General features: G+C 34.0%; 26 protein-coding genes. 15 read left to right on the top strand and 11 right to left on the bottom strand.

Features of this window, described 5'->3' with window-relative positions; translation table 11 throughout:
• The first annotated feature begins 8 nt into the window (after nucleotides 1-8).
• Nucleotides 9-488: an SRPBCC domain-containing protein gene (locus BJS11_RS02685; RefSeq protein ID WP_069994218.1), complete on the top strand. Its 480-nt coding sequence runs from the start codon at nucleotides 9-11 to the stop codon at nucleotides 486-488.
• Nucleotides 489-573: 85 nt separating this feature from the next.
• On the opposite strand, the gene BJS11_RS13765 is transcribed toward BJS11_RS02685, so the two are convergent.
• Nucleotides 574-705 (bottom strand): YtxH domain-containing protein, encoded by a 132-nt coding sequence (locus tag BJS11_RS13765; protein WP_142351543.1) that lies wholly within the window; start codon nucleotides 703-705, stop codon nucleotides 574-576.
• Between the two features lie 272 nt (nucleotides 706-977).
• Here BJS11_RS13765 and BJS11_RS02680 point away from each other — a divergent pair, with 272 nt between their 5' ends.
• The gene (locus tag BJS11_RS02680) at nucleotides 978-1,331 is read left to right on the top strand and encodes a zinc ribbon domain-containing protein YjdM (protein WP_069994219.1); all 354 of its coding nucleotides are present in this window, start codon (nucleotides 978-980) and stop codon (nucleotides 1,329-1,331) included.
• 195 nt (nucleotides 1,332-1,526) lie between these two features.
• Here the strand turns inward: BJS11_RS02680 and BJS11_RS02675 are convergent, their stop codons facing one another.
• Nucleotides 1,527-2,693: an MFS transporter gene (locus BJS11_RS02675; protein ID WP_069994220.1), complete on the bottom strand. Its 1,167-nt coding sequence runs from the start codon at nucleotides 2,691-2,693 to the stop codon at nucleotides 1,527-1,529.
• A 121-nt stretch (nucleotides 2,694-2,814) separates the two neighbouring features.
• Between BJS11_RS02675 and BJS11_RS02670 the strand changes: the two genes are divergently transcribed.
• On the top strand, nucleotides 2,815-3,705 hold the full coding sequence (locus BJS11_RS02670; RefSeq protein ID WP_069994221.1) for a LysR family transcriptional regulator: 891 nt from the start codon (nucleotides 2,815-2,817) through the stop codon (nucleotides 3,703-3,705).
• Nucleotides 3,706-3,797: 92 nt separating this feature from the next.
• On the opposite strand, the gene BJS11_RS02665 is transcribed toward BJS11_RS02670, so the two are convergent.
• Nucleotides 3,798-4,439: a FusB/FusC family EF-G-binding protein gene (locus BJS11_RS02665; RefSeq protein ID WP_069994222.1), complete on the bottom strand. Its 642-nt coding sequence runs from the start codon at nucleotides 4,437-4,439 to the stop codon at nucleotides 3,798-3,800.
• A 443-nt stretch (nucleotides 4,440-4,882) separates the two neighbouring features.
• On the opposite strand from BJS11_RS02665, the gene BJS11_RS02660 reads away from it, so the two are divergent.
• A complete protein-coding gene (locus tag BJS11_RS02660; protein ID WP_069994223.1) occupies nucleotides 4,883-5,836 on the top strand; it encodes an NAD-dependent epimerase/dehydratase family protein in 954 nt (317 codons plus the stop codon).
• Between the two features lie 235 nt (nucleotides 5,837-6,071).
• Complete coding sequence (locus tag BJS11_RS02655; RefSeq protein ID WP_069994224.1) at nucleotides 6,072-7,148, top strand: branched-chain amino acid aminotransferase; 1,077 nt, start codon at nucleotides 6,072-6,074, stop codon at nucleotides 7,146-7,148.
• Between the two features lie 66 nt (nucleotides 7,149-7,214).
• On the opposite strand, the gene BJS11_RS13875 is transcribed toward BJS11_RS02655, so the two are convergent.
• Nucleotides 7,215-7,397, bottom strand: a complete 183-nt coding sequence (locus tag BJS11_RS13875; RefSeq protein ID WP_069994447.1) for a hypothetical protein — start codon at nucleotides 7,395-7,397, stop codon at nucleotides 7,215-7,217.
• Between the two features lie 168 nt (nucleotides 7,398-7,565).
• The gene (locus BJS11_RS02645) at nucleotides 7,566-7,784 is read right to left on the bottom strand and encodes a hypothetical protein (protein ID WP_069994225.1); all 219 of its coding nucleotides are present in this window, start codon (nucleotides 7,782-7,784) and stop codon (nucleotides 7,566-7,568) included.
• A 211-nt stretch (nucleotides 7,785-7,995) separates the two neighbouring features.
• On the opposite strand from BJS11_RS02645, the gene BJS11_RS02640 reads away from it, so the two are divergent.
• The gene (locus tag BJS11_RS02640; RefSeq protein ID WP_069994226.1) at nucleotides 7,996-8,688 is read left to right on the top strand and encodes an HAD family hydrolase; all 693 of its coding nucleotides are present in this window, start codon (nucleotides 7,996-7,998) and stop codon (nucleotides 8,686-8,688) included.
• An 82-nt stretch (nucleotides 8,689-8,770) separates the two neighbouring features.
• Nucleotides 8,771-9,160, top strand: a complete 390-nt coding sequence (locus BJS11_RS02635) for a UCP033725 family protein (RefSeq protein WP_069994227.1) — start codon at nucleotides 8,771-8,773, stop codon at nucleotides 9,158-9,160.
• Nucleotides 9,161-9,235: 75 nt separating this feature from the next.
• Here BJS11_RS02635 and BJS11_RS02630 read toward each other — a convergent pair whose 3' ends face one another.
• Both BJS11_RS02630 and BJS11_RS02625 read right to left on the bottom strand, forming a co-directional pair.
• Nucleotides 9,236-9,904 (bottom strand): deoxynucleoside kinase, encoded by a 669-nt coding sequence (locus BJS11_RS02630; RefSeq protein WP_069994228.1) that lies wholly within the window; start codon nucleotides 9,902-9,904, stop codon nucleotides 9,236-9,238.
• A complete protein-coding gene (locus BJS11_RS02625) occupies nucleotides 9,897-10,514 on the bottom strand; it encodes a deoxynucleoside kinase (RefSeq protein ID WP_069994229.1) in 618 nt (205 codons plus the stop codon). Before BJS11_RS02625 ends, BJS11_RS02630 begins: the two co-directional genes overlap by 8 nt.
• 64 nt (nucleotides 10,515-10,578) lie before the next feature.
• Between BJS11_RS02625 and tadA the strand changes: the two genes are divergently transcribed.
• From tadA to BJS11_RS02605, 4 genes are all read left to right on the top strand, one after another.
• Nucleotides 10,579-11,070 carry a tRNA adenosine(34) deaminase TadA gene (tadA, locus tag BJS11_RS02620; RefSeq protein ID WP_069994230.1) on the top strand — a complete coding sequence of 164 codons (492 nt, stop codon included), beginning with the start codon at nucleotides 10,579-10,581 and terminating at the stop codon, nucleotides 11,068-11,070.
• A gap of 100 nt (nucleotides 11,071-11,170) precedes the next feature.
• Complete coding sequence (locus BJS11_RS02615; protein ID WP_069994231.1) at nucleotides 11,171-12,043, top strand: Cof-type HAD-IIB family hydrolase; 873 nt, start codon at nucleotides 11,171-11,173, stop codon at nucleotides 12,041-12,043.
• Nucleotides 12,044-12,061: 18 nt separating this feature from the next.
• Nucleotides 12,062-12,628, top strand: a complete 567-nt coding sequence (locus tag BJS11_RS02610; RefSeq protein ID WP_069994232.1) for an NADPH-dependent FMN reductase — start codon at nucleotides 12,062-12,064, stop codon at nucleotides 12,626-12,628.
• A 103-nt stretch (nucleotides 12,629-12,731) separates the two neighbouring features.
• Nucleotides 12,732-13,508, top strand: coding sequence for a hypothetical protein (locus BJS11_RS02605; RefSeq protein ID WP_069994233.1), 777 nt, complete (start codon nucleotides 12,732-12,734; stop codon nucleotides 13,506-13,508).
• 42 nt (nucleotides 13,509-13,550) lie between these two features.
• Here the strand turns inward: BJS11_RS02605 and BJS11_RS02600 are convergent, their stop codons facing one another.
• The 4 genes from BJS11_RS02600 to BJS11_RS02585 all read right to left on the bottom strand — a co-directional run bounded on the left by BJS11_RS02600 (nucleotide 13,551) and on the right by BJS11_RS02585 (nucleotide 17,113).
• Complete coding sequence (locus BJS11_RS02600) at nucleotides 13,551-13,886, bottom strand: transcriptional regulator, SarA/Rot family (RefSeq protein ID WP_069994234.1); 336 nt, start codon at nucleotides 13,884-13,886, stop codon at nucleotides 13,551-13,553.
• Between the two features lie 1,295 nt (nucleotides 13,887-15,181).
• On the bottom strand, nucleotides 15,182-16,060 hold the full coding sequence (gene folE2, locus BJS11_RS02595) for a GTP cyclohydrolase FolE2 (protein WP_069994235.1): 879 nt from the start codon (nucleotides 16,058-16,060) through the stop codon (nucleotides 15,182-15,184).
• A 14-nt stretch (nucleotides 16,061-16,074) separates the two neighbouring features.
• On the bottom strand, nucleotides 16,075-16,740 hold the full coding sequence (gene bshB2, locus BJS11_RS02590) for a bacillithiol biosynthesis deacetylase BshB2 (RefSeq protein ID WP_069994236.1): 666 nt from the start codon (nucleotides 16,738-16,740) through the stop codon (nucleotides 16,075-16,077).
• 13 nt (nucleotides 16,741-16,753) lie between these two features.
• The gene (locus BJS11_RS02585) at nucleotides 16,754-17,113 is read right to left on the bottom strand and encodes a YojF family protein (protein WP_069994237.1); all 360 of its coding nucleotides are present in this window, start codon (nucleotides 17,111-17,113) and stop codon (nucleotides 16,754-16,756) included.
• A gap of 347 nt (nucleotides 17,114-17,460) precedes the next feature.
• On the opposite strand from BJS11_RS02585, the gene nagB reads away from it, so the two are divergent.
• The 4 genes from nagB (at nucleotide 17,461) to BJS11_RS02565 (ending at nucleotide 21,228) form a co-directional block, all read left to right on the top strand.
• Complete coding sequence (gene nagB / locus BJS11_RS02580) at nucleotides 17,461-18,189, top strand: glucosamine-6-phosphate deaminase (protein WP_069994238.1); 729 nt, start codon at nucleotides 17,461-17,463, stop codon at nucleotides 18,187-18,189.
• 110 nt (nucleotides 18,190-18,299) lie between these two features.
• On the top strand, nucleotides 18,300-18,932 hold the full coding sequence (gene hxlA / locus BJS11_RS02575) for a 3-hexulose-6-phosphate synthase (RefSeq protein WP_069994239.1): 633 nt from the start codon (nucleotides 18,300-18,302) through the stop codon (nucleotides 18,930-18,932).
• Between the two features lies 1 nt (nucleotide 18,933).
• On the top strand, nucleotides 18,934-19,482 hold the full coding sequence (hxlB, locus tag BJS11_RS02570; protein ID WP_069994240.1) for a 6-phospho-3-hexuloisomerase: 549 nt from the start codon (nucleotides 18,934-18,936) through the stop codon (nucleotides 19,480-19,482).
• 378 nt (nucleotides 19,483-19,860) lie between these two features.
• Entirely contained in the window at nucleotides 19,861-21,228 is a 1,368-nt protein-coding gene (locus BJS11_RS02565; protein ID WP_069994241.1) for an AMP-binding protein, read from the top strand.
• Nucleotides 21,229-21,231 lie beyond the last annotated feature (3 nt).

Genomic DNA, 21,231 nt, shown 5'->3' with positions numbered 1-21,231 from the left:
AGGATAATATGGATGCTGTATATTCGAAAGATGATCAAGGCGCATATCAAACCTTGAAAATCACAATCGAGAAAGATGTTGCAACGGTCTTTCATTATCTAAGTACTACAGAAGGTATACAACAATGGTTTCCACAGTTAGCTTTCGGCGCTCGACAAGTGGGCGGAAAGATGACGTTTCATATGGATGGCCAAGACGATATGGAAATGGAAATCACTGCTTTTGAGGAAAATGAAGCTATTGGATATACTTGGGATAGTGGAACAGTAAGGTTTGATGTAATTGGTGAGGGCAATCAGACGATTCTCGTATTTGATGAATTTCTACCATATGGCTTTCCACATATTGTACTTGATTTCTCCGGTTGGCAATTTCAAATGGAAAGCATTAAAAGCGTAGCAGAAACAGGACAGCCTATTGATCAAAGTGAATGTGATTTTGATAGTAAAAAGCAAGCAATTGCACAGCAACTTGAACTGGAAGCATAAGACATAGAAAAAGCATCGGCCGAAGTACGAAATGTACTTGGTCGATGCTTTTTTAATGAATCAAATAGATTCATCATTATATTAATTAAAATTTGTCTTTTAAGTCTTTTGCTTTATCTTGTGCTTGATCTTTAACTTCTTGTTGTTTGTCTTTATCGTTTTTCACTTCGTCTACTTTGTCTTGCGCTTTGTCTTTAAAATCATCAAATTTACTCATTATAAAAGCCTCCTTTATGATTTGTGACACTGGTACTATTCCACTTATAAACGTTATTAAACAATTTTTTGACGATTATGTGAAATAAGAGGGTGTTAACTACTTCAATTCTGGTGTGGAATTCTAATAATATGCATGAAGTGAGGGTGTTTAATTAAAAATAAATATTTGGCTGAGGCTTAAAACTTTATAAAAATTGTGGAGAAAATAGGATATATATTTTATAATATGGTAGATTATGCGCAACAGAACAATTTAATGGAGGTTGAATAATGGAATATACTTTACCAAATTGTCCAGAATGTGACTCGAGCTATACATATGAAGATGGCAACTTACTTGTTTGTCCAATGTGTGGCCATGAATGGTCAGCTGCTGAAAACAGTGAGAATGAAGAAGCAAAAATTACAAGAGACGTAAACGGTCATGTTCTTGAAGATGGGGACTCAGTAACAGTAATTAAAGATTTAAAAGTAAAAGGTACATCATTTGTCATTAAGCAAGGTACTAAAGTGAAAAGTATCCGTATCGTAGAACCAGAAGACGGTCATGACATTGACGCTAAGGTTGATAAAATCGGCTTAGTCGGATTAAAGTCGTCACTTGTGAAAAAGTTAAAAGGTTAATTATCAAAACGATTTGCATTTAATGCACCACCCCCTCACTATTTCCTTTAGTGAGGGATTTTTGCTTCTGTTTTACTTTTTATCGGGCTTACAAAGCCATTAATTCAACACTAAATTGAATCGCTTTAAATTAAACTCCTTTTAGGTAGTTTATAATATAAACTACGCAGAAAGCTGAAGAAGCCAAATGTTTCGTTAACGTGTCGCTTTTCTGCCGTGCATAAAGTAATAAAGTACGATTGAAAAGATAACGAGTATGGACATTGTGATATATAAATTTCGGTAACCCATGAGTGGGATGAGGATACCTAAAATAAATGGACCTATACCCGCACCAAAGTCAGCGAACATGTAGAATGTAGACGTTGCTAATCCAATTTTCGCTTTAGGTGATTGTTGAATGGCGATGGCTTGTGCACTTGGAACAATCGTACCGTATCCAATACCTACAAAGATTGCTGATATGAGTAATAACATACTTGTATGTGTTAGCGCTAAGAGTGTTAAGCCAAGTGTGAAACTGATTAATACAGGATACATGACTTTATTTTCGCCGTAATTATCATAAATTTTACCGGTAAATGGACGTGTCACAAATGTGCTGACTGCATAAACAATAAAGAAGAAACTAGATGCAGTAGCGAGATTGATTTGTTCAGTATAAACCGTTAAGAAAGATAGTACACTTGAGTAAGCAATACCCACAAAGATAATCACAAATGAAATTGGTAGTGCTTCTTTTTGAATATAAGCGTCCAATCCTTTTGTTTCAGCATCGTTGCTTTGAGTAGGTTGCGCTTTTGGTAAACGTTTTACAAATAATGCAACGACAAATGCAATAAGTATAATGACGAGACTGACTACGAATATAGATTCAAAGCCAAAGCGTTGATTTAAAATAATTCCACAAAATGGCCCAATGGCAGATGCAGTTGTAACACTTAGTGCATAATAGCCGATGCCTTCGCCTTTACGATTTTCAGGAATGATTCTAGATGAAATTGTACCAGTCGCTGTTGATGCTAATCCGAAGGCGATACCATGTAATAGTCGAACAGTCATTAATATCGCTAAACTATGAATCGCGAAATATAGCCCAACTGTAATGATGGACCAAATGATAGCGAAGAGTAATACGTTTTTTGGTTGTAAATAATCAATCACGCGCCCAGCGGCTAGCCGTCCGAATAACATACCAATGATGAAAATACCGGCAGCTAAACCACCCATACTTTCAGATGCGTGAAATTTATTTATTGTAAAAATGGTAACTGTAACGATTAATGTATAATGGATTAAATACATTAAAAAATTAACCAAAGTAATAAAGATAAAGTCTTTTGACCAGAGTTTATCGTACATATGATGACCTTCCTTTAACTATTTTGTCTGTACTTTTTATTATAATGATTAATATATGCTAATGTAAAATTAGTATTTTTGATGTTTCCATAAGGGTAGCTTATATAAAAGAGGTGAATAAATGAATTTCGAACAACTTGCATATGTTCAAAAAATATATGAAACTGAATCGATTGTACATGCAGCTGCAGCGATGCATATTAGTCAACCTGCAATGAGTCAATCAATCGCTAATCTGGAATCTGAATTGGATGCTAAACTTTTCGAACGGTCTCGTAAAGGGACGTTGCCGACAGATATTGGCAAGAAGTTAATTCCCTGTATTATTAATATTTTAGAGGCACAAGATGAACTGTTATCGGAAGTAGAGGCGATACATGCAAATATTTCAGGTTCGTTAAAAATAGCAACGATACCAACGCTTTTTAATAAAATTGTCCCGAAAGCATTGTCTGCATTTAAACAAGATTATCCACATATTGAAGTAGAGGTCATTGAAAGTGATAGGGATGAAATATTGAAAATGGTTGAGATGAATGCGGTAGATATTGGACTAATTGGTAAGACAGAAACGGAAACATTTGGTCAGCAAATTGTTACGCACGCATTGAATATTGCTACAGATTTTAAGTTGATAGTGCCTAAAAAATCTAAATTAGCCTTACAAGATACGGTTCAAATGGAGTCTATCAGTGCTTATCCGTTTGTTTTATATGATCGAAATTTTTATCACCATAATTTCAAACAATTTGAAGAAGAAAATGGTCCATTAAAAATTGTTTTTCGTACCAATAATCCAAGTGTATTGATTAAAACTGTGTCAGAAGGTTTAGGTGTCAGCATTGTATCTAGCTTGATGTTAGAAGATGATCCATTTATCTTAAATGGGTTGATTGAAACATTGCCGATTGGTGCGCCATTCGATTATTATATTTACTTTACAGCCATTTCTCACTCAGATAGAAGTAATGCGCGGACGATACAAACATTTATTAACTATTTAAGAAAATAAAATAGCACTAATAAAGCATGGGAGTGGGACAGAAATCAAATTTTGAACAAAGATTTCAAAGTCCCACTCCCATTAAGCGCGATTATTTTAAGTTATTGTATTTTATTTAAGAAATGATGGAAATGCGATAAATCTGATATTTGTCGATTACAAACTGTGCTATCGAAACAAATATAGTCGCCTTTTTTAGTATATTGACCATCATTGGCAGTACGCGTTTTTCGCATAAATAGACTGACGCGTGATTCTTTATTACATATTGAACAGAACCCTTTGACTGTTTGATTTGAAATATCTCCATAAAATCCTTCAAGTTGACCTAAGTTATTGTAGTAAATGATATATTTTCTGTTTGAGGCAATATCATTCCAACCAATAAAGGTGCTTTCTTTAAGGATTTCTTCACTGATTAGTGGTGTTTTTAATTTTTTGATTTTCCTAAATACCTTATCGACTTGCTTTTTAGTCGGATGTTCAAACGGGATGACATAGGATTGTAATGTTTCTAACACTTTTTCTGCTTGACCCTTTGTTAATTGAACATTCATCAATTTTTCTACTTCTGAGTGAATCGTCGCATCTGGTATTGGAAATGTGTTAAGGATTTCCTCACGTGTGACATCTTTAATAGAAGCAACAGTATTAGGATCATTCACCGAATTATAGACATTGACTAAGTGAGCGATACGTTCTTTTATATAATTGAATTGATAAGGTTGTATTTGTGGTTTCATTTTTAAAATTCCTTTCACATCTTGTTTGTCTGTATGCATAAGAAAGATGCTTTGTGAAAAGGAAATTGCTTACAAAGCATCGACTACTTAAATCGTCTGCTTTGTATTAATAATGTGGCATTTTTGTGCAACATATGATCATCTCCATAAACGTTTAATATATACCTTATATCAACATCGGCAAAATATGTCAAATTTGTAAGCGTATGTAGGGGACCTGTGCTGATGGTTTTAGATAAATAGCAAGATAAGTAATTAAAAAAATAGGTCTTTGTAACTGTGAAATATTAGACATTAGCGATGTACCTTGCTAAAATTCAATTGAATTGTTCACTCAATGTATACAGTAAAGCGCTTTTATTGTATAATGTGAGTGAAAATAAGAGTATTGTCCACTTCGGAAATACATTACATTTTTTGTAATACACAAGGGAGATAGAAATATGAAAAAAATTATGATTACTGGTGCATTAGGACAAATTGGTACTGAATTAGTTGTAAAATGTAGAGAATTATACGGGAATGATAATGTTTTAGCTACAGATATTAGAGAACCAGAAGCAGGTGCTGCCATTGCTGATGGACCATTTGAAATATTAGATGTAACAGACAGAGAACGTATGAATGAACTTGTTGAATCATTCAAACCAGATACAATGATGCACATGGCTGCGTTATTATCAGCAACTGCTGAGAAAAATCCATTGTTTGCTTGGGATTTAAATATGGGCGGTTTAATGAATGCATTAGAAGTGGCTCGTGAACACGAATTACAATTCTTCACACCAAGTTCAATCGGTGCATTTGGACCATCAACACCAAAAGTAAATACACCACAAGTGACAATCCAACGTCCAACATCTATGTATGGTGTGAATAAAGTAGCTGGTGAATTATTATGCCAATATTACTTTGACAAATTTGGTGTAGATACACGTAGTGTGAGATTCCCTGGATTGATTTCTCATATTAAAGAGCCAGGCGGCGGTACAACAGATTATGCTGTAGATATTTATTTCCAAGCAGTAAGAGAAGGAAAATATTCAAGCTTTATCGCTAAAGATACATTCATGGATATGATGTTTATGGACGATGCGATTAATGCGATTATCCAACTTATGGAAGCAGATGGTGTTAAATTAATTAACCGTAATGCTTATAACTTAAGTGGTATGAGTATTGAACCAGAAATGGTTAAAGAAGCAATTCAAGAATATTATCCAGACTTCAAATTAGATTACGATGTAGATCCTGTAAGACAATCGATTGCAGATAGCTGGCCAGACAGCATCGATGTAAGTTGTGCGAGAGCAGAGTGGGGCTTCGATCCACAATACGATTTAAATAAAATGACAAAAGTTATGTTAGAAGCGATTGAAGCAAAAGAAAAAGCATAAGTCATATCATATGATTATCTCAAAGTCTAAGGCGTGTTAACCACGCTTTAGGCTTTTTAATTTATAACCTTAATTAAACAAGTTGATATTATTTTTGAGTTGTAATGAAACTCATATTTTAGGACTGCATTATTGTTATTGTATTTGAAATTTTTTGAAAATTATTGAACAGCAAACGTTGGATTGGTATAATTTAATATATTACTTAAGAAATGAACATTAGGAGGAAATCATCATGCCAGAAAAAATTAAGTTTGTACAACGTGAAACGCTAAAAGAAAAACCAAATCCAAGTGAATTAGGTTTTGGAAAATACTTCACAGATTATATGTTAAGTTTCGATTATGATATTGACCAAGGTTGGCATGATTTGAAGATTGTACCTTATGGTCCAATCGAAATTTCTCCAGCAGCACAAGGGCTTCACTATGGTCAATCTGTATTCGAAGGATTAAAGGCTTATAAACATGATGGCGAAGTTGATTTGTTCCGTCCATCAGAGAATTTTAAACGTATTAATAAATCATTGGCACGTTTAGATATGCCTCAAGTAGACGAAGAAGTGCTACTGGAAGGATTAAAACAATTAGTAGATGTTGAACGTGATTGGGTACCTGAAGGTGAAGGACAATCATTATATATTCGTCCATATGTGTTTGCGACAGAAGGTATCTTAGGTGTGCGTCCGTCGTACTCATATAAATTACTAATTATTCTATCACCATCAGGTTCATATTATGGCGGTGCATCCTTAAATCCAACGAAAATCTATGTAGAAGACCAATACGTACGTGCAGTACGTGGTGGTGTGGGCTATGCCAAAGTTGCAGGTAACTATGCAGCGAGTTTGTTAGCGCAATCGAATGCCACTGCATTAGGGTATGACCAAGTATTATGGTTAGATGGTGTTGAGCAGAAATATGTGGAAGAAGTAGGTAGTATGAATATCTTCTTCGTTGAAAATGGTAAACTGGTAACGCCTGAATTAAATGGCAGTATTTTACCAGGTATAACACGTAAAACAGTCATTGAACTAGCTCAAAACTTAGGCTATGAAGTGGAAGAACGTAAAGTATCGATTGATGAACTCATTGAAGCACATAATAAAGGTGAATTGACTGAAGTCTTTGGTACAGGTACAGCAGCCGTGATTTCTCCAGTAGGTCAGTTAAAATATGGAGAAACTGAAATTGTAATCAATAATAATGAAACAGGCGAAATTACGCAACGATTATACGATAATTACACTGGTATTCAAAGTGGTAAACTTGAAGATCCACAAGGTTGGAGAGTCGTTGTTCCAAGATATTAATATGTAAATGCAGCAAGCTAGAAACGAATTCAAATATCGTTTCTAGCTTGTTTTTTGATGCGTTATTCAATTTTTACGATTGGCGTTATAGTTGATTGAGGCGATACCTAGAGCAATTAGGAAAATCGTCCACAAGTAAATAGAATAATTATCGGTGCGAATATAGAAGTAAAAAAATAAAAAATGGAGTAATGCCACGATGAAATACACAGGTATGAAGCCCGGTTTCCAAAATATAGCGTCTTTCATTTCATTATTCATTGCTTAACCTCCACTTCAAAAAATTATAAATTCATAAAAGCTAATAGGCATTGAATAACGCTTATAACAAGAATTTTTTGATTCTAGTCATACTTGATGAGGGAGACTATGATACCTCTATTAGAAAATTTGATTCTGTCCGACTCCCATTAAAAATTATTTAGAAACATCTTCTATAGCACTTTCTTCATTTATACCTTCTTTATAGCCTTGCTTTATAGAATCTATGCTATAAAAACCACTTACGATAATCATAGCAAAGGCAAGTACAACAACACCTTTATACCAACTTGAAGGCGTCATTGGCTTTTCTCTTTTTGAAAAATAAACACCAATAATTAAAGAAACGACAATAAATACAATGATATAACCCATCTTTAACACCCCTTTGTTTTTGTTGAATGTATGACGCAATATATATTATTGTTGTTTATATCCTAACACAATCAATAGGCATTGCAACTTTGAATTATTGTAAAATAAAAAATGTTTAAAGGACATTATTTGTTTAGTGAAACAAGTTTGTATTAAAATGTAATAGATAAAAGTGTTTAATATTAGTGAATTTATAGGAGCTGTTCTCGCAATGAAGTGGATTTTATTTGATAAAGATGGCACGATAATTTATTTTGATTGCAGTTGGATGAAGATTGGATTAAAGCTTGTCGATGATTTTATGGAAACCTATGAACACAGTATTGAAGATAAGTCAGCAGCATATGCACATCTAGGTGTAGTTGATGGTGAGATTTTGCCAGGTACAATTATGGCTTCGGGTGCGCTTGATGAAATGGTACAAGCATTTTGTGACATAGCGAATCAAGATGTGACAGATTGGGCGCAGCGTCGTAGTCAAACCTTAGTAGATAACAGAGTGCCGGAGAATGTACTTGTAGAGGGAATAACAGAATCCTTAGAAACGCTACAACAACAAGGTTATAAATTGGGAATCGTAACGAGTGATTCGAAAAAGGGCGTCGAACAATTTTTAGAAGTGACTGACTTTGCGCACTTCTTTGATGTTGTTATTTCTACGGAAGCAAATGCAGTAGAAAAACCCAATCCAGAGGTGTTAAATCCATTATTTGAGCAGTATGATGTAGCGCCAGAAGATGTCGCTATCGTTGGTGATACTGCAAATGATATCCAAACAGGTGTGAATGCTAAGTTAGGCTTGAAAGTTGCTGTTATGACTGGTGTGGGGCTAAAAGATGAATTTACAAAGGCCGATTATATTGTTGAAACCGCTAATGATATCGTCTCGATACTTGATAAGTAGTTGATTTTGATATTACTAGGATATCGAGTGACCTAAAGGCTTGGTAATAAATTCCAGTTTCATAAAACAATGAGGTGATTGGATGATAGATGGAACATATGCAGATTATCAATCGGAAACGTATAAAGTTGTAGACATGAATGGCAATGAGCTTAAATTAGTAACTGAAGATGCACAGGCAGTAACGCGTGGTTTTGAGGCAGAAACAAGTAAACATACAGCGCATACACTTTATTATAAGCATGTGCCACGTGATGCTATTGAAGAACTGTACGAATTACATCAGGAAGCAAGATATGCTGGGGCAGTATTTGACTTATATCAAGATACAGAAGGTCAATTATACATTGGCACTGAAGATCAAGATAAAGCAAGTGCATATGGATTAACACAAACAGTTGATCAATATTATAGTAAACGTGTAACCGACGATGAAATTGAAAAAATAATTTATCGCAGTCCGGTTGAATAAATAGCGAGACTAGCGAAATCCAAAAAAGCACGAGACTGGGATAAATATGTTGTCCTAGCCTCGTGCCTTTTTATATCAAGATTGGCGTTGATCGACTTTACGGTATGTCTGTATAATATGACTTATTTTATCAATAACGGGATTCAGAGATTCTGGATCCTCATGCAAGTCATACTCGTTGATGTTGACACGTACGACTGGACAGGCATTAAATTCGCTAATCCAATCTTCGTAACGTTGGTACAATTTCTTCCAATACGTTGGATCTGTTTCGATTTCCATTTGACGTCCACGTTGTTGAATACGACGGATGACATCGTCATAGTCACATTCTAAATAGATGAGTACATCTGGTTTTGGAAAATATGGTGTCATCACCATTGCGTTAAACAGTTCTGAATATGTTTCGAAATCTTCAGGACTCATTGTACCTTGCTCTTGGTGCATTTTCGCAAAAATATCGACGTCTTCATAAATAGAACGGTCTTGAATAAAGCCGCCACCATATTCAAACATACGTTTTTGTTCTTTAAAACGCTCTGCTAAAAAATAAATTTGTAAATGGAAACTCCAACGCTCGAAATCACTGTAAAATTTATCTAAGTAAGGGTTATGGTCTACATTTTCAAAAGATGTTCTAAAGTTAAAGCGCTCCGCTAAAGCCTTCGTTAAAGTTGATTTACCAACGCCAACGGTACCGGCGATTGTAATAATAGCATCTTGAGGGATACCATAATTATTCATAATCTTGTCCTCCAATCAGTGGGTTCACTAATTCTAATATATATTGATAATCTTCGTCGTATTTCATAAAATCAAGTTGTGTTGTATCTATCCGAATCACACGTGCACCCTCAGCTTTTAATGATTCGTAATAAGCATTGTAATCACGTTTTAAATTTAATAAATAATCGTCGGCGATTTGATGTTCAAAACTACGATTACGATGTGCAATGCGTGCTTTTAAAGTTGCGAGTTCAGCATCTAAAAAGATAATTATATTAGGCATTTCTAAATCTTCAGTTAAAATATCATATATTCTTGAAAATTTATTATACTCTGATGAAGTTAGGGTGTTGTTTGCGAATATTTTATTCTTATGAATATGATAATCGCTGACAATCCCTTGTTCAATCAATGCAAGATCTTGAAATTGCTTGTATCTATTACATAAAAAGAACATTTCAGTTTGGAAACTCCATTTTGAAATATCTTCGTAAAAATCCGATAAAAAAGGGTTCTCTGTAATAATTTCTTTTTCTTCATAAAAGTTATAAGTTTGACTCAGTTTATGTGTTAAAGAAGACTTACCGACGCCAATCGGGCCTTCCACAGCAATAAATTGTTTTTTCATATTGACCGCTCCAATGTTAAAATAGACAATAAATATTGTACCATATGTGAGGTGTGTGAGATACATGACAAATCATCAATTTTATATGAGAGCAGCTATAGAAGAAGCTAAAAAAGCAGGGGCCATAGGCGAAGTGCCAATCGGTGCAGTTGTGGTTAAAGACAATGAAATTATTGCAAGTGCGCATAATTTGCGAGAATCTGCACAAGACCCCACTGCACATGCCGAACATATTGCAATCCGTAAAGCAGCGACCGTTGTTCAAAGTTGGCGCTTAGAAGGTTGTCGATTGTATGTGACGTTAGAACCGTGTGTAATGTGCGCAGGAAGTATTGTAATGAGTCGAATTCCGCATGTTATCTATGGTGCACGAGACCCAAAAGGTGGTTGTGCCGGAAGCCTCATGGATCTCTTACAAGAACCTCGATTTAATCATCGAGCAAATGTAGAGACAGGCATTTTAGAAACAGAATGCAGTCAGTTATTAAGGGATTTTTTCAAAAATATAAGAAAACAAAAGAAAATCAGTCGAACAGAGGATAATACAAATGCATAAACATTTGGTAAAATATGTATGTGTTACAAAAATGTGACGAATTCGCACGTATTGTCATTAACTTTGTGTTATCGATTTTACAAAGGAAAGAGGTAAATAAATGATCAATTTAATTGCTACAGATATGGATGGAACGTTATTAAACGCGGCACACGAAATATCAGAAGAGAATATTGAAGCAATCAAATATGCACAATCTCAAGGGATTACAGTCGTTATTGCGACAGGACGTGCGTTTTATGAAGCGAATGCACCTGTAAATCAAACAGATTTGAAACTACCTTATATCTGTCTAAATGGTGCGGAAGTGAGAGATGAGTCGTTTAATATTATGAGTACATCTAATTTAAATCGAGAACTTATCAACAGAATTACAACAGAATTGAAGCAAGAAGATATCTATTATCAAGTGTATACAAATTTAGGAATATATACTGAAAACCCACAACGTGATTTAGAAATCTATATTGATATTGCGGAACGTGCGGGTCAAAAAGCAGATGTTGAAAAAATTAAAGCTGGTATTCAGAAACGTATCGATAACGGAACTTTAAAAGTTGTTGAAAATTATGACAAAATTGAAGATACACCTGGCGAAATTGTAATGAAAATCTTAGCTTTTGATAGCGATTTAGACAAAATTGATCGTGTGAGTGAAAAACTAGCGCAATCTGAAAGCCTTGCAATATCATCATCTTCTCGAGGTAATATCGAAATTACTCACTCGGATGCTCAAAAAGGCATCGCATTAGAAACAATAGCAGAACGTCTTAATATTAAAATGGAAAATGTTATGGCTATTGGTGACAATATGAATGATATTTCTATGTTAGAACGTGTAGGTTATTCAGTGGCTATGGATAACGCAGCACCAGAAGTTAAAACAGTTGCTACTTATGCAACAGCATCAAATGAAAATAGTGGTGTGGGCAAAGCAATCATGAAATTACTTCAGGAAAATAACCAAAAATAGTATGAGGTGGAATTAGTAATGAAAGGATTAATCATAGTAGGTAGTGCCAAGGTAGGTTCACATACTACGGCATTGTCTCAATATTTAAAAGGTCACTTTGAAGAGCATGACTTTGAAGTAGACATCTTTGATTTAGCAGAGTCTCCGATACATCAATTAGATGTTTCTGGGGCTTCAAATCCTAGCGAGGATTATAAACAAAATCTGCAAACATTGAAAACAAAAGCACGTGAAGCGGATTTCCTTGTGTTAGGAACCCCAAATTATCATGGTTCATACTCAGGTATTTTGAAAAATGCACTAGATCATTTAACGATGGATGATTTTAAAATGAAACCTGTAGGACTCATCGGTAACAGTGGTGGTATTGTGAGTTCTGAACCACTATCACATTTACGTTTGATTGTGCGTTCACTATTAGGCATCGCAGTGCCTACACAAATCGCAACACATGATACAGACTATAAAAAATTAGAAGACGGTACATTTTATTTGTTTAATGAAGAGTTTCAATTACGCGCACGCTTATTTGTAGACCAAATTATCTCATTTGTTAAAAATAGTCCGTATGAACATTTAAAATAAAAAACACAATATATTAGGAATAATTAAATAAGCCACTCAATTCTGTATTAGACAGGTGTTGAGTGGCTTAAGTATTAATTATGAGTAGAAAGGTTGGTTTAATTTGGTTATTTTAGTTTTGTTTATTGAAACAATTTTTATAACGATATATACAATTGGTGCTCTTTTCGGATATTTTAATCAATCAATTTCTCCGTGGACTTTAGTTATTTTCTGGAGTGGTAGTATTATTGTCCTCATTAGTACTATTTTCTTAAGAAAATATAACAAAGAAAAGTTCAGTGAAGAAATGTCTAAGTATGAAGAAAGTCCTTCTTTAGCCAATAATGAATATTTTTATCAAGCCCCACTATATTTATTTGATGATATGCACGTAAAAGTTCATGGTTATCAAAAAATGTCATGGGTTCCTTACTTTAATAATACATTGCAAAAATGGCTAAGTATTTTTAATTTTATGTCAGCGGCAGGTTTAAAATTGACCTCCGAAAAATCTAAGATTATTTTGAAAAGAGAAAAATTATGGGCACTTAAACCCCAATATACAGTTTTTATAAATGATAAAAAAATAGGCGAGTTATCAATGCTGAAATTGCTGAAGGGTGGTATGAAACAGCAAACACCTTTTGTTTTTAAAGATGATAAATATGAATATAAATTCGAGAATCCTTACTTTTCAACTCAAACTAAAATTACGGATATTGAAGGAAATTCAATTCTAACTGCAAACCGTTCTTTCTTTGATTTGGGTAAAAATTTGATAACGCAACGTAGAGGAGAAAAGCATTATGTGACTATATCTTCTACTGAAAATTATCCAGAACAATTGTGGTTAGCATTGTACATTATGGTAATGAATAATAAACAAAGCAATAAATAAAAATACTTAAGCTTCAAAGTGGCTTAAGTATTTTTATTTGTTTTATTCTACTTTTAATATAGACGATACAATCAATTGGTATTGTTCTAAGATTTCATTGATACTGTTGAAATCAATGTCATATAAGTAAATACGTCTTTCATCGTGTTCATCGCGAGATTTTTTGAAAAGACCTAAACGACTTAGATTGTTCAGTTGAATAGAAATAGGTGTATTTTCAATATTTAAGTTATTTTTGAGTTCTACAGCATCAATTTTCTTTTTGTTGAGGCACTTAAGTTTATCTAAAATAATAATTTCAAGGAAGCTCAATTTTAATTTGTGCTTAATTGCTCTTTTGATAAAATTACGATGTTCTTCATATAAAATTGTGTTCATATGTATCTTCTCACTCCATTTAAAAAACGATTAAATTCAGTTGATTAACAATTGATTTAGTTTGATATATCACGCAGAATTTTTAGCCATTTTAATTTTTAAGTAATTGATAAAGTGCGTTTACTATAAGTTTCTTGGATTGTTCGTAGAGAATTGGGCTAGTGTCCTTCATCCTATACATGTGTAATCATAAATTGTGTTGCTAAAGAGATGTTTAAGAAGTGCAGTGATTATTGGTGTGAATGATCATTATCAGAAATGGTGGAGGCTATTTTATTATTCATGATTCATTTCACTAGACTTAGTAAAAAATGAAATAAAATTTCTGCATAATAATTTTAATATGAAAATTGTATAAATGACATTAGCTAAATTTAATTCTTAACATGGATTGTTTTAAAATTTTTAAATATTCGAGAATTTTATAGCTATTATTTTAATCAAAAGCATCGAAATTTTACTACAACAAATTAGTAGTACATTTTGTTTTAAAAGTAAATTACATGTAAAACGCAGTTATTAGTTAAGAAATGGGGTTGGGACAACGAAAACTTATTATAAAATTTGATTTATGTCCCATTTTCTAGGATTACAGAAAAAAACGTATCATGATAGAGACGATATGGAGATAGTTTTTGCATGTGCAAGATGGTACAACTAAACTGTAATTTGATTTAAATTGATGAAAAAGGTGATAGTTAATACTTTTTTACATCAAAGAACGTAAGTTGGTAAAAATAAAAGGGAATTAAACACTTTACCAGTGTTAGTTTCAAAGTCCATACCTTTGTATAGATTTCCCAAGATTTTCATGTAATATCATGGTAGTATGATTTTACAGAAGTCACATGTAAATGTGGGAACTTCTATAACAGATAGAAAAAACACCTAGCCAGGTTCCAACCAACGACTAGGTGCCAAACACATAGCACATACTACCGAGCTACTAACTCACAATATGTATCACAATTAGCCTATTCAGTTAGGTGCTCTCGTTACGCCAATAACGGGAGCTTATTTTTTTACCTTGTTACATTTATAAACAACATATAGAGTTCCAATAATCTGTAATGCAATTTTTAGGTTTATCTCAATGTTAATTGTGGATTAAGTGTAATTAAAATACTGATGCTAAAAAAAATGATTTCAAAGTTTCATTTAATGATTCTACTATAAATCAAGATATATTATGAACTTAGAAAGTAAAGAAACCCTTCGCACTCATTCACGAAGGGTTTCTCTACTTTCTGAGATGATTGTTTAGTTACAATCACTTGTATATTGAAAAAAGTATATTATTTTCTGTATTTTAGCTTGGCGAATGCGTCATGTTGATGAATAGATTCTTCGTTGCGGCATTCAATATCAAATCCATCTAGCCACTCGAAACCTACCAAATCTGCAGCAATTAAGCGTATTAAATCTTCAACAAACCTTGGATTTTCATAAGCGCGTTCTGTAACACTTTTTTCGTCAGGACGTTTCAAAATAGGATATAATACTGAACTTGCATTTGCTTCCATAGCATCTAAAATCGTATCTTTATAGTCTTCAGTCAAAGCTGCATCTTTATTGATATAAGCTTTAACTGTAACGATACCGCGTTGATTGTGCGCTGAGTATTCGCTAATTTCCTTTGAGCAAGGGCATAGGGTAGTAACTGCAGCTTCAATAGTAATCTCTTTACGCGTCACGTCTTTTTGATCGATAGCTAAACCATAAGTGACATCTGCGTGTCCTACTGCTTTAATTTGCGTCACTGGGCTATAGCGATCAAAGAACCATTTTGCAGAGACATCTAAACCAGCTGCATTTTGATTCATGTTTTTTTGTAAACTGCGCAATACTTGGTATAGCGTATCGAAATCTAATTCAATGCCGTTATTATAATGCTTTTCGACACTTTCTAAAATACGGCTCATATTGATACCTTTTTCATCTAAATTCAAACTTGTTGAAAAACTAAAGTTCCCAGCGGATTGGAAACGATCAACAAATACAGGGTATATAAGGTTTTTAATACCCACTTCTTCTATTTCAAATAAAAAGTTTTTATTTGTACTTTGTAAATCTTTCATTTCTTCTTTAATCGTTGGTTTCGTACCTTCTATTGGGTCGACGGAACCAAAATGTTTCCAGCGACCTTCACGTGTAGATAAGTCAAATTCTGTCATGCTATTGCCTCCACTTAAGATTCAAAGTTATAAGTCCAATAAGGTTCTACTTCTAAGAAACTTTGAGCTTCTCCAGACACTTCTGGTGTTGCAAGTTGCTTAAGAAATGGTCCTGTTTGAGATGCGTGCGCCTCAAATGCGCGAAGTTTTACCTCTTTATAATCACTGATCTCATTTAGAATATCAGGGGCACCTAATTTTTCAGATGCATCATTACTAAATGCTACGAGTTGTAAACGTGGTCTTTCAGTTGCGGGCATACGACCCACCGTTCTAACGACTGCTTCTGCTGTGGCTTCATGGTCTGGATGTACTGCGAATTGTGGATAGAAAGAAATAATGACTGATGGTTGTAATTCATCAATTAATGATTTGACCATTGCGTCCATTTCCTCATGAGGTTCAAATTCAACAGTCTTATCGCGTAATCCCATCTTACGTAAATCCGTTATGCCAATCGCATCCATAGCATCTTCTAATTCTTTTTCACGAATATCCGGCAGAGTTTCGCGTGTTGCAAAAGGTGGGTTTCCTAAATTACGTCCCATTTGGCCTAAAGTTAAACACGCGTAAGTGACTGGTACGCCATTGTCGATATAACGTGCTAATGTGCCTGCAGATGAGAAAGATTCATCATCTGGATGTGGAAAAATCACTAATACTTGACGTTCTTCTGGCATGATATATCCCTCCTTAAGCTTTAAATGGTTGCGTACTAATTTCTAGGGCAGCTGCCAATTGTCCTTCATAGTTAAATCCAGCTAATAGAAATTCGCCGTCATCATTAATTTCATAATGTGTTAAACCTTGTACGTATACCCAACCGTTATCTTTTAATTTAAGTCCAACGCGGAATGGGTCTTTGTCTCCGCCTTTGAGTTGTGCATGTTCAAAGGTTACTTGGATGTTTCGTAAAAAGGTGCCTGCATTAAATACACGTTGATCAAAATGTGCAGCATATGCACCATTGGTTGTTTCAACATGCAGGTACACCGCTTTATTTTCATAGGATGAAAGTATAGATTGCACGTGTGATTGGTCTATGGTTTCCAAATGTTAGCCTCCTTTGTATTTAAAATTCATTTATTGAAATAGCATTCATTTAGTATATTGTCTAAAAATAGTCTATGTCTTAGTTTAAACCAACTCGACTACATTTTCTACCAGAAAAGTGAATTTTATAGATTAAGCATGAATTTTTGATTATCTATCTATTTTACTAAAAAAGTGGAGATAAATGTATCACTCTGCTCAATTGGTATGAATTTCTTTGTTTTATAAGGTTTATGACTAACAAACTTCAATTTCTTTAATTCAATAGAGAAACACGTATAATGAATCATGTAATAGATATGTTGTAATGTTTCGATAGTATTTACTAATTTATGGGGGTTATGTAAATGAAGATAACAAATCTTGGAACACGGGCAAATGCTTCGTTTTATGTGGCATGTGAATTATATAAGCAAATGAGTCAACAAAGTCACAGTAAGTTGGGATTAGCAACTGGTGGCACTATGGTAGATATGTATCAATTTTTAGTAGATTTATTACACAAAAATCAGTTAGATGTCAGTCACATTGAAACGTTTAATTTAGATGAATACGTAGGTCTTGATGCACAACATGACCAAAGTTATCACAGTTATATGAATCAAGTATTATTTAAGCAATACCCAAATTTTAATCCATCACTAACTCATGTGCCAAATGGTAATGCAGATGATTTAAATGTAGAGGCTCAACGCTATGAAGACCTAATTAACCAACAAGGTCCAGTCGATATTCAAATCTTGGGCATTGGAGAAAATGGGCACATCGGTTTTAATGAACCTGGTACAGATATCAATAGTGCGACACATGTTGTAAATTTAACTGAAAGTACAATTCATGCTAATAGTCGCTATTTTGATAATGAAAATGAAGTGCCTAAACAAGCAATTTCTATGGGATTATCTACAATTTTAAAAGCACAAAGAATTATATTATTAGCATTTGGTGAAAAGAAAAGAGCCGCGATTGAACAACTAACACAAAATGAAGTGAATAGTGAAATTCCTGCCTCAATCTTGCATGCTCATCCAAATGTTGAAATTTATGTAGATGACGAAGCAGCACCAAAATCATAGCACATCGTTTTAATTTATAAGAAACGGGTAGACATTTTAAGTAAAAGATTTTAAATAAGCAGAGTCATCTAATGACTTTAATCATTTATTTCAAGAAGGGACGGATCATATTGGAATTACAACTTGCAATTGATTTATTAAATAAAGAAGAAGCAGCAGAACTTGCAAATAAAGTTAAAGATTATGTAGATATTGTAGAAATTGGTACACCAATTGTTATTAATGAAGGTTTACCAGCAGTTCAACATTTAAATGATAACATTGATGGCGTTAAGGTCTTAGCTGACTTGAAAATTATGGATGCAGCAGACTATGAAGTGAGCCAAGCGATTAAATTTGGTGCAGATGTAGTTACGATTTTAGGTGTAGCTGAAGACGCATCAATTAAAGCTGCAGTCGAAGAAGCACATAAAAATGGCAAAGAATTATTAGTAGATATGATTGCCGTGCAAGATTTACAAAAACGTGCAAAAGAATTAGATGAATTAGGTGCAGATTATATCGCAGTGCATACAGGTTATGATTTACAAGCTGAAGGTGAATCACCATTAGAAAGCCTTCGCCAAGTAAAATCAGTGATTAATAATTCTAAAGTTGCAGTAATCGGTGGTATTAAACCAGATACAATTAAAGAAGTTGTGGCTGAAGAGCCAGACTTAGTTGTAGTTGGTGGCGGTATTGCGAATGCAGATGATCCAGTAGCAGCAGCAAAACAATGTAAAGATGCGATTGAAGGCAGATAATATGACTGAAATCACAAATTATCGTCTGATCTTAGATGAATTAGCAAACACACTAAATCACATTAAAGATAGTGAAGCTGAAACCCTTGTTGCTAAAATCGTAGAAGCGAAACAAATTTTTGTAGCAGGTAAAGGGCGTTCAGGATTTGTAGCCAATGGTTTTGCAATGCGTTTGAATCAATTAGGAAAAATAGCGCATGTCATTGGTGAATCAACGACACCTTCTATTTCTGACAAAGATTTATTTATCGTTATTTCAGGCTCAGGTTCAACTGTACACTTAAAATTACTCACAGATAAAGCACAAGAAGTGGGTGCTGAGGTTGTACTATTAACAACAAAACCAGATTCAGACATTGGTGAAAGTGCTGATGCAGTAATAGAATTACCTGCTGGTACTAAATACGATGCTGAAGGTTCATCCCAGCCATTAGGTAGTTTGTTTGAACAAGCATCACAAATCTTTTTAGACAGTATTGTCTTGGATTTGATGCCTAAGCTCAAGATAGATGAAACAATGATGCAACAAAATCACGCAAATTTAGAATGAAAAATTTGATGGGTTAGGCTGTAATTTAAATAAAACAAAAATTTAAGCTGCGAAACAATCTATAACATAGGTTAGTTTCGCAGCTTTTTTTATAGCTTATTTTACATAATGTATAAAAAATAGGGAGCAATTATAAAGCAGTCATCAATCTTAGTTGAATTTAAATGAAAATGGGATAGATAACCACAAGATGATTGATTTTTAATTATAAATGGCTATGTACTACGAAAATATGACTAAATTTACTTAAGAAATGGGATTGCTATGGCATTACGAACCATATTATCAATTGAGTAGATGTAAGTATAATAAACGAGCGAAATTCAGACTATAATGTTAACATGTTTTATATAAAAGTTTACAAAGAGTGGGATGAAGATGCCAAAATTACTGGACCAAATACAATATTTTTCCAAAATAGCACCTAATCGTAATGCATTATGTTTTGGTGCCGAGTGTGTTACATACAAACAACTAAACGATGAAATCAAGCGCCTTGAGATACAACTAGCTCAAATACCTAAGCGGTGTTTTGTAGGCATTGTCGTACAACAACCTAGGATGACAATGGTTCTATACTTGGCGTTATTGAATTCCGGCTGTGTACCATGCGTCATCGATGTACGGTGGTCGCAAAAACAAATTGATCAAATTGTGGCACAATATGGTATTCCATATCTCATCAATGACGAGTTAGAAGTAACCTCTACGCATGCAGTTCAGCATAAATTAGAATGGCATCATGACTTATTACATATAGGTTTTACTTCTGGAACAACGGGTCTGCCCAAAGCATATTATAGGGGTGAACGCTCTTGGCTAATTTCATATGAAATGACTGAAGCGTTAATGGAAGAAAAAGTAGATACACTAGTAGCTCCTGGGCCGCTATCACATTCATTATCATTATTTGTTTGTGTGTTTGCTTTATATAGTGGACGAAGTTTTATTGGTCAAGAACAGTTTGATGGTCGATTATTATTGGAAACCATACATCAAGAACTACAGGAAAATACAAGCGCCTTATTTGTAGTACCAACTATGTTAGTTTCATGTTTTGTTTCACATCAAGTTACGCGACAATTAAGGTATGTATTTACGACCGGAGATAAATTGTCTGATTCAGTTAGGGAGCAAGTGCAACTACATTTTCCACGTGCATTACTCATAGAATTTTTTGGAACATCAGAGGCAAGCTTTATTAGTTATAACTATAATAATGAAGCACCAGCAGCATCTGTTGGAAAACCATTTTCAAATGTTGAAATTCAATTGAATCAACCTGATTCACAAGGCATCGGTCAGTTAAACATTAGAAGTAATATGACGTTTAATGGCTATGTTTTGAATCAGTATAAGGAAGTTGATTGGATTAATGTCGGAGATTTTGCTTCCATTGATCAGCATGGCTATTTGTATTTACATGGTCGGCAACATGATCGCATGATTATTGGTGGACGAAATGTTTATCCAAGTGAAATCGAACGTGTTGCACAAATATATCCAGAATTAGATGAAGTGGTGGTATTAAGTGAGCCACATTCTAAATTTGGAGAAATTGCAGTCTTACTTTATGTAGGTGAAACTAATATTTCTAAAAAAGAGATAAAATCTTTTTTGAGTAATCATTTAGCTAAATACCAAATACCGTCGAAAATAATTAAAATACAGCAAATGTCTTATACGCAAAGTGGGAAAATTGCACGAAGCACAATGAAAAAACGCTATTTGAAAGGGGAATTTTAAAAT

This window comes from Staphylococcus caeli (assembly GCF_900097965.1).
Lineage (GTDB): Bacteria > Bacillota > Bacilli > Staphylococcales > Staphylococcaceae > Staphylococcus > Staphylococcus caeli.
Note: the sequence above shows the minus strand (reverse complement) of the source record. Positions and strands in the feature narration are given on the sequence as shown.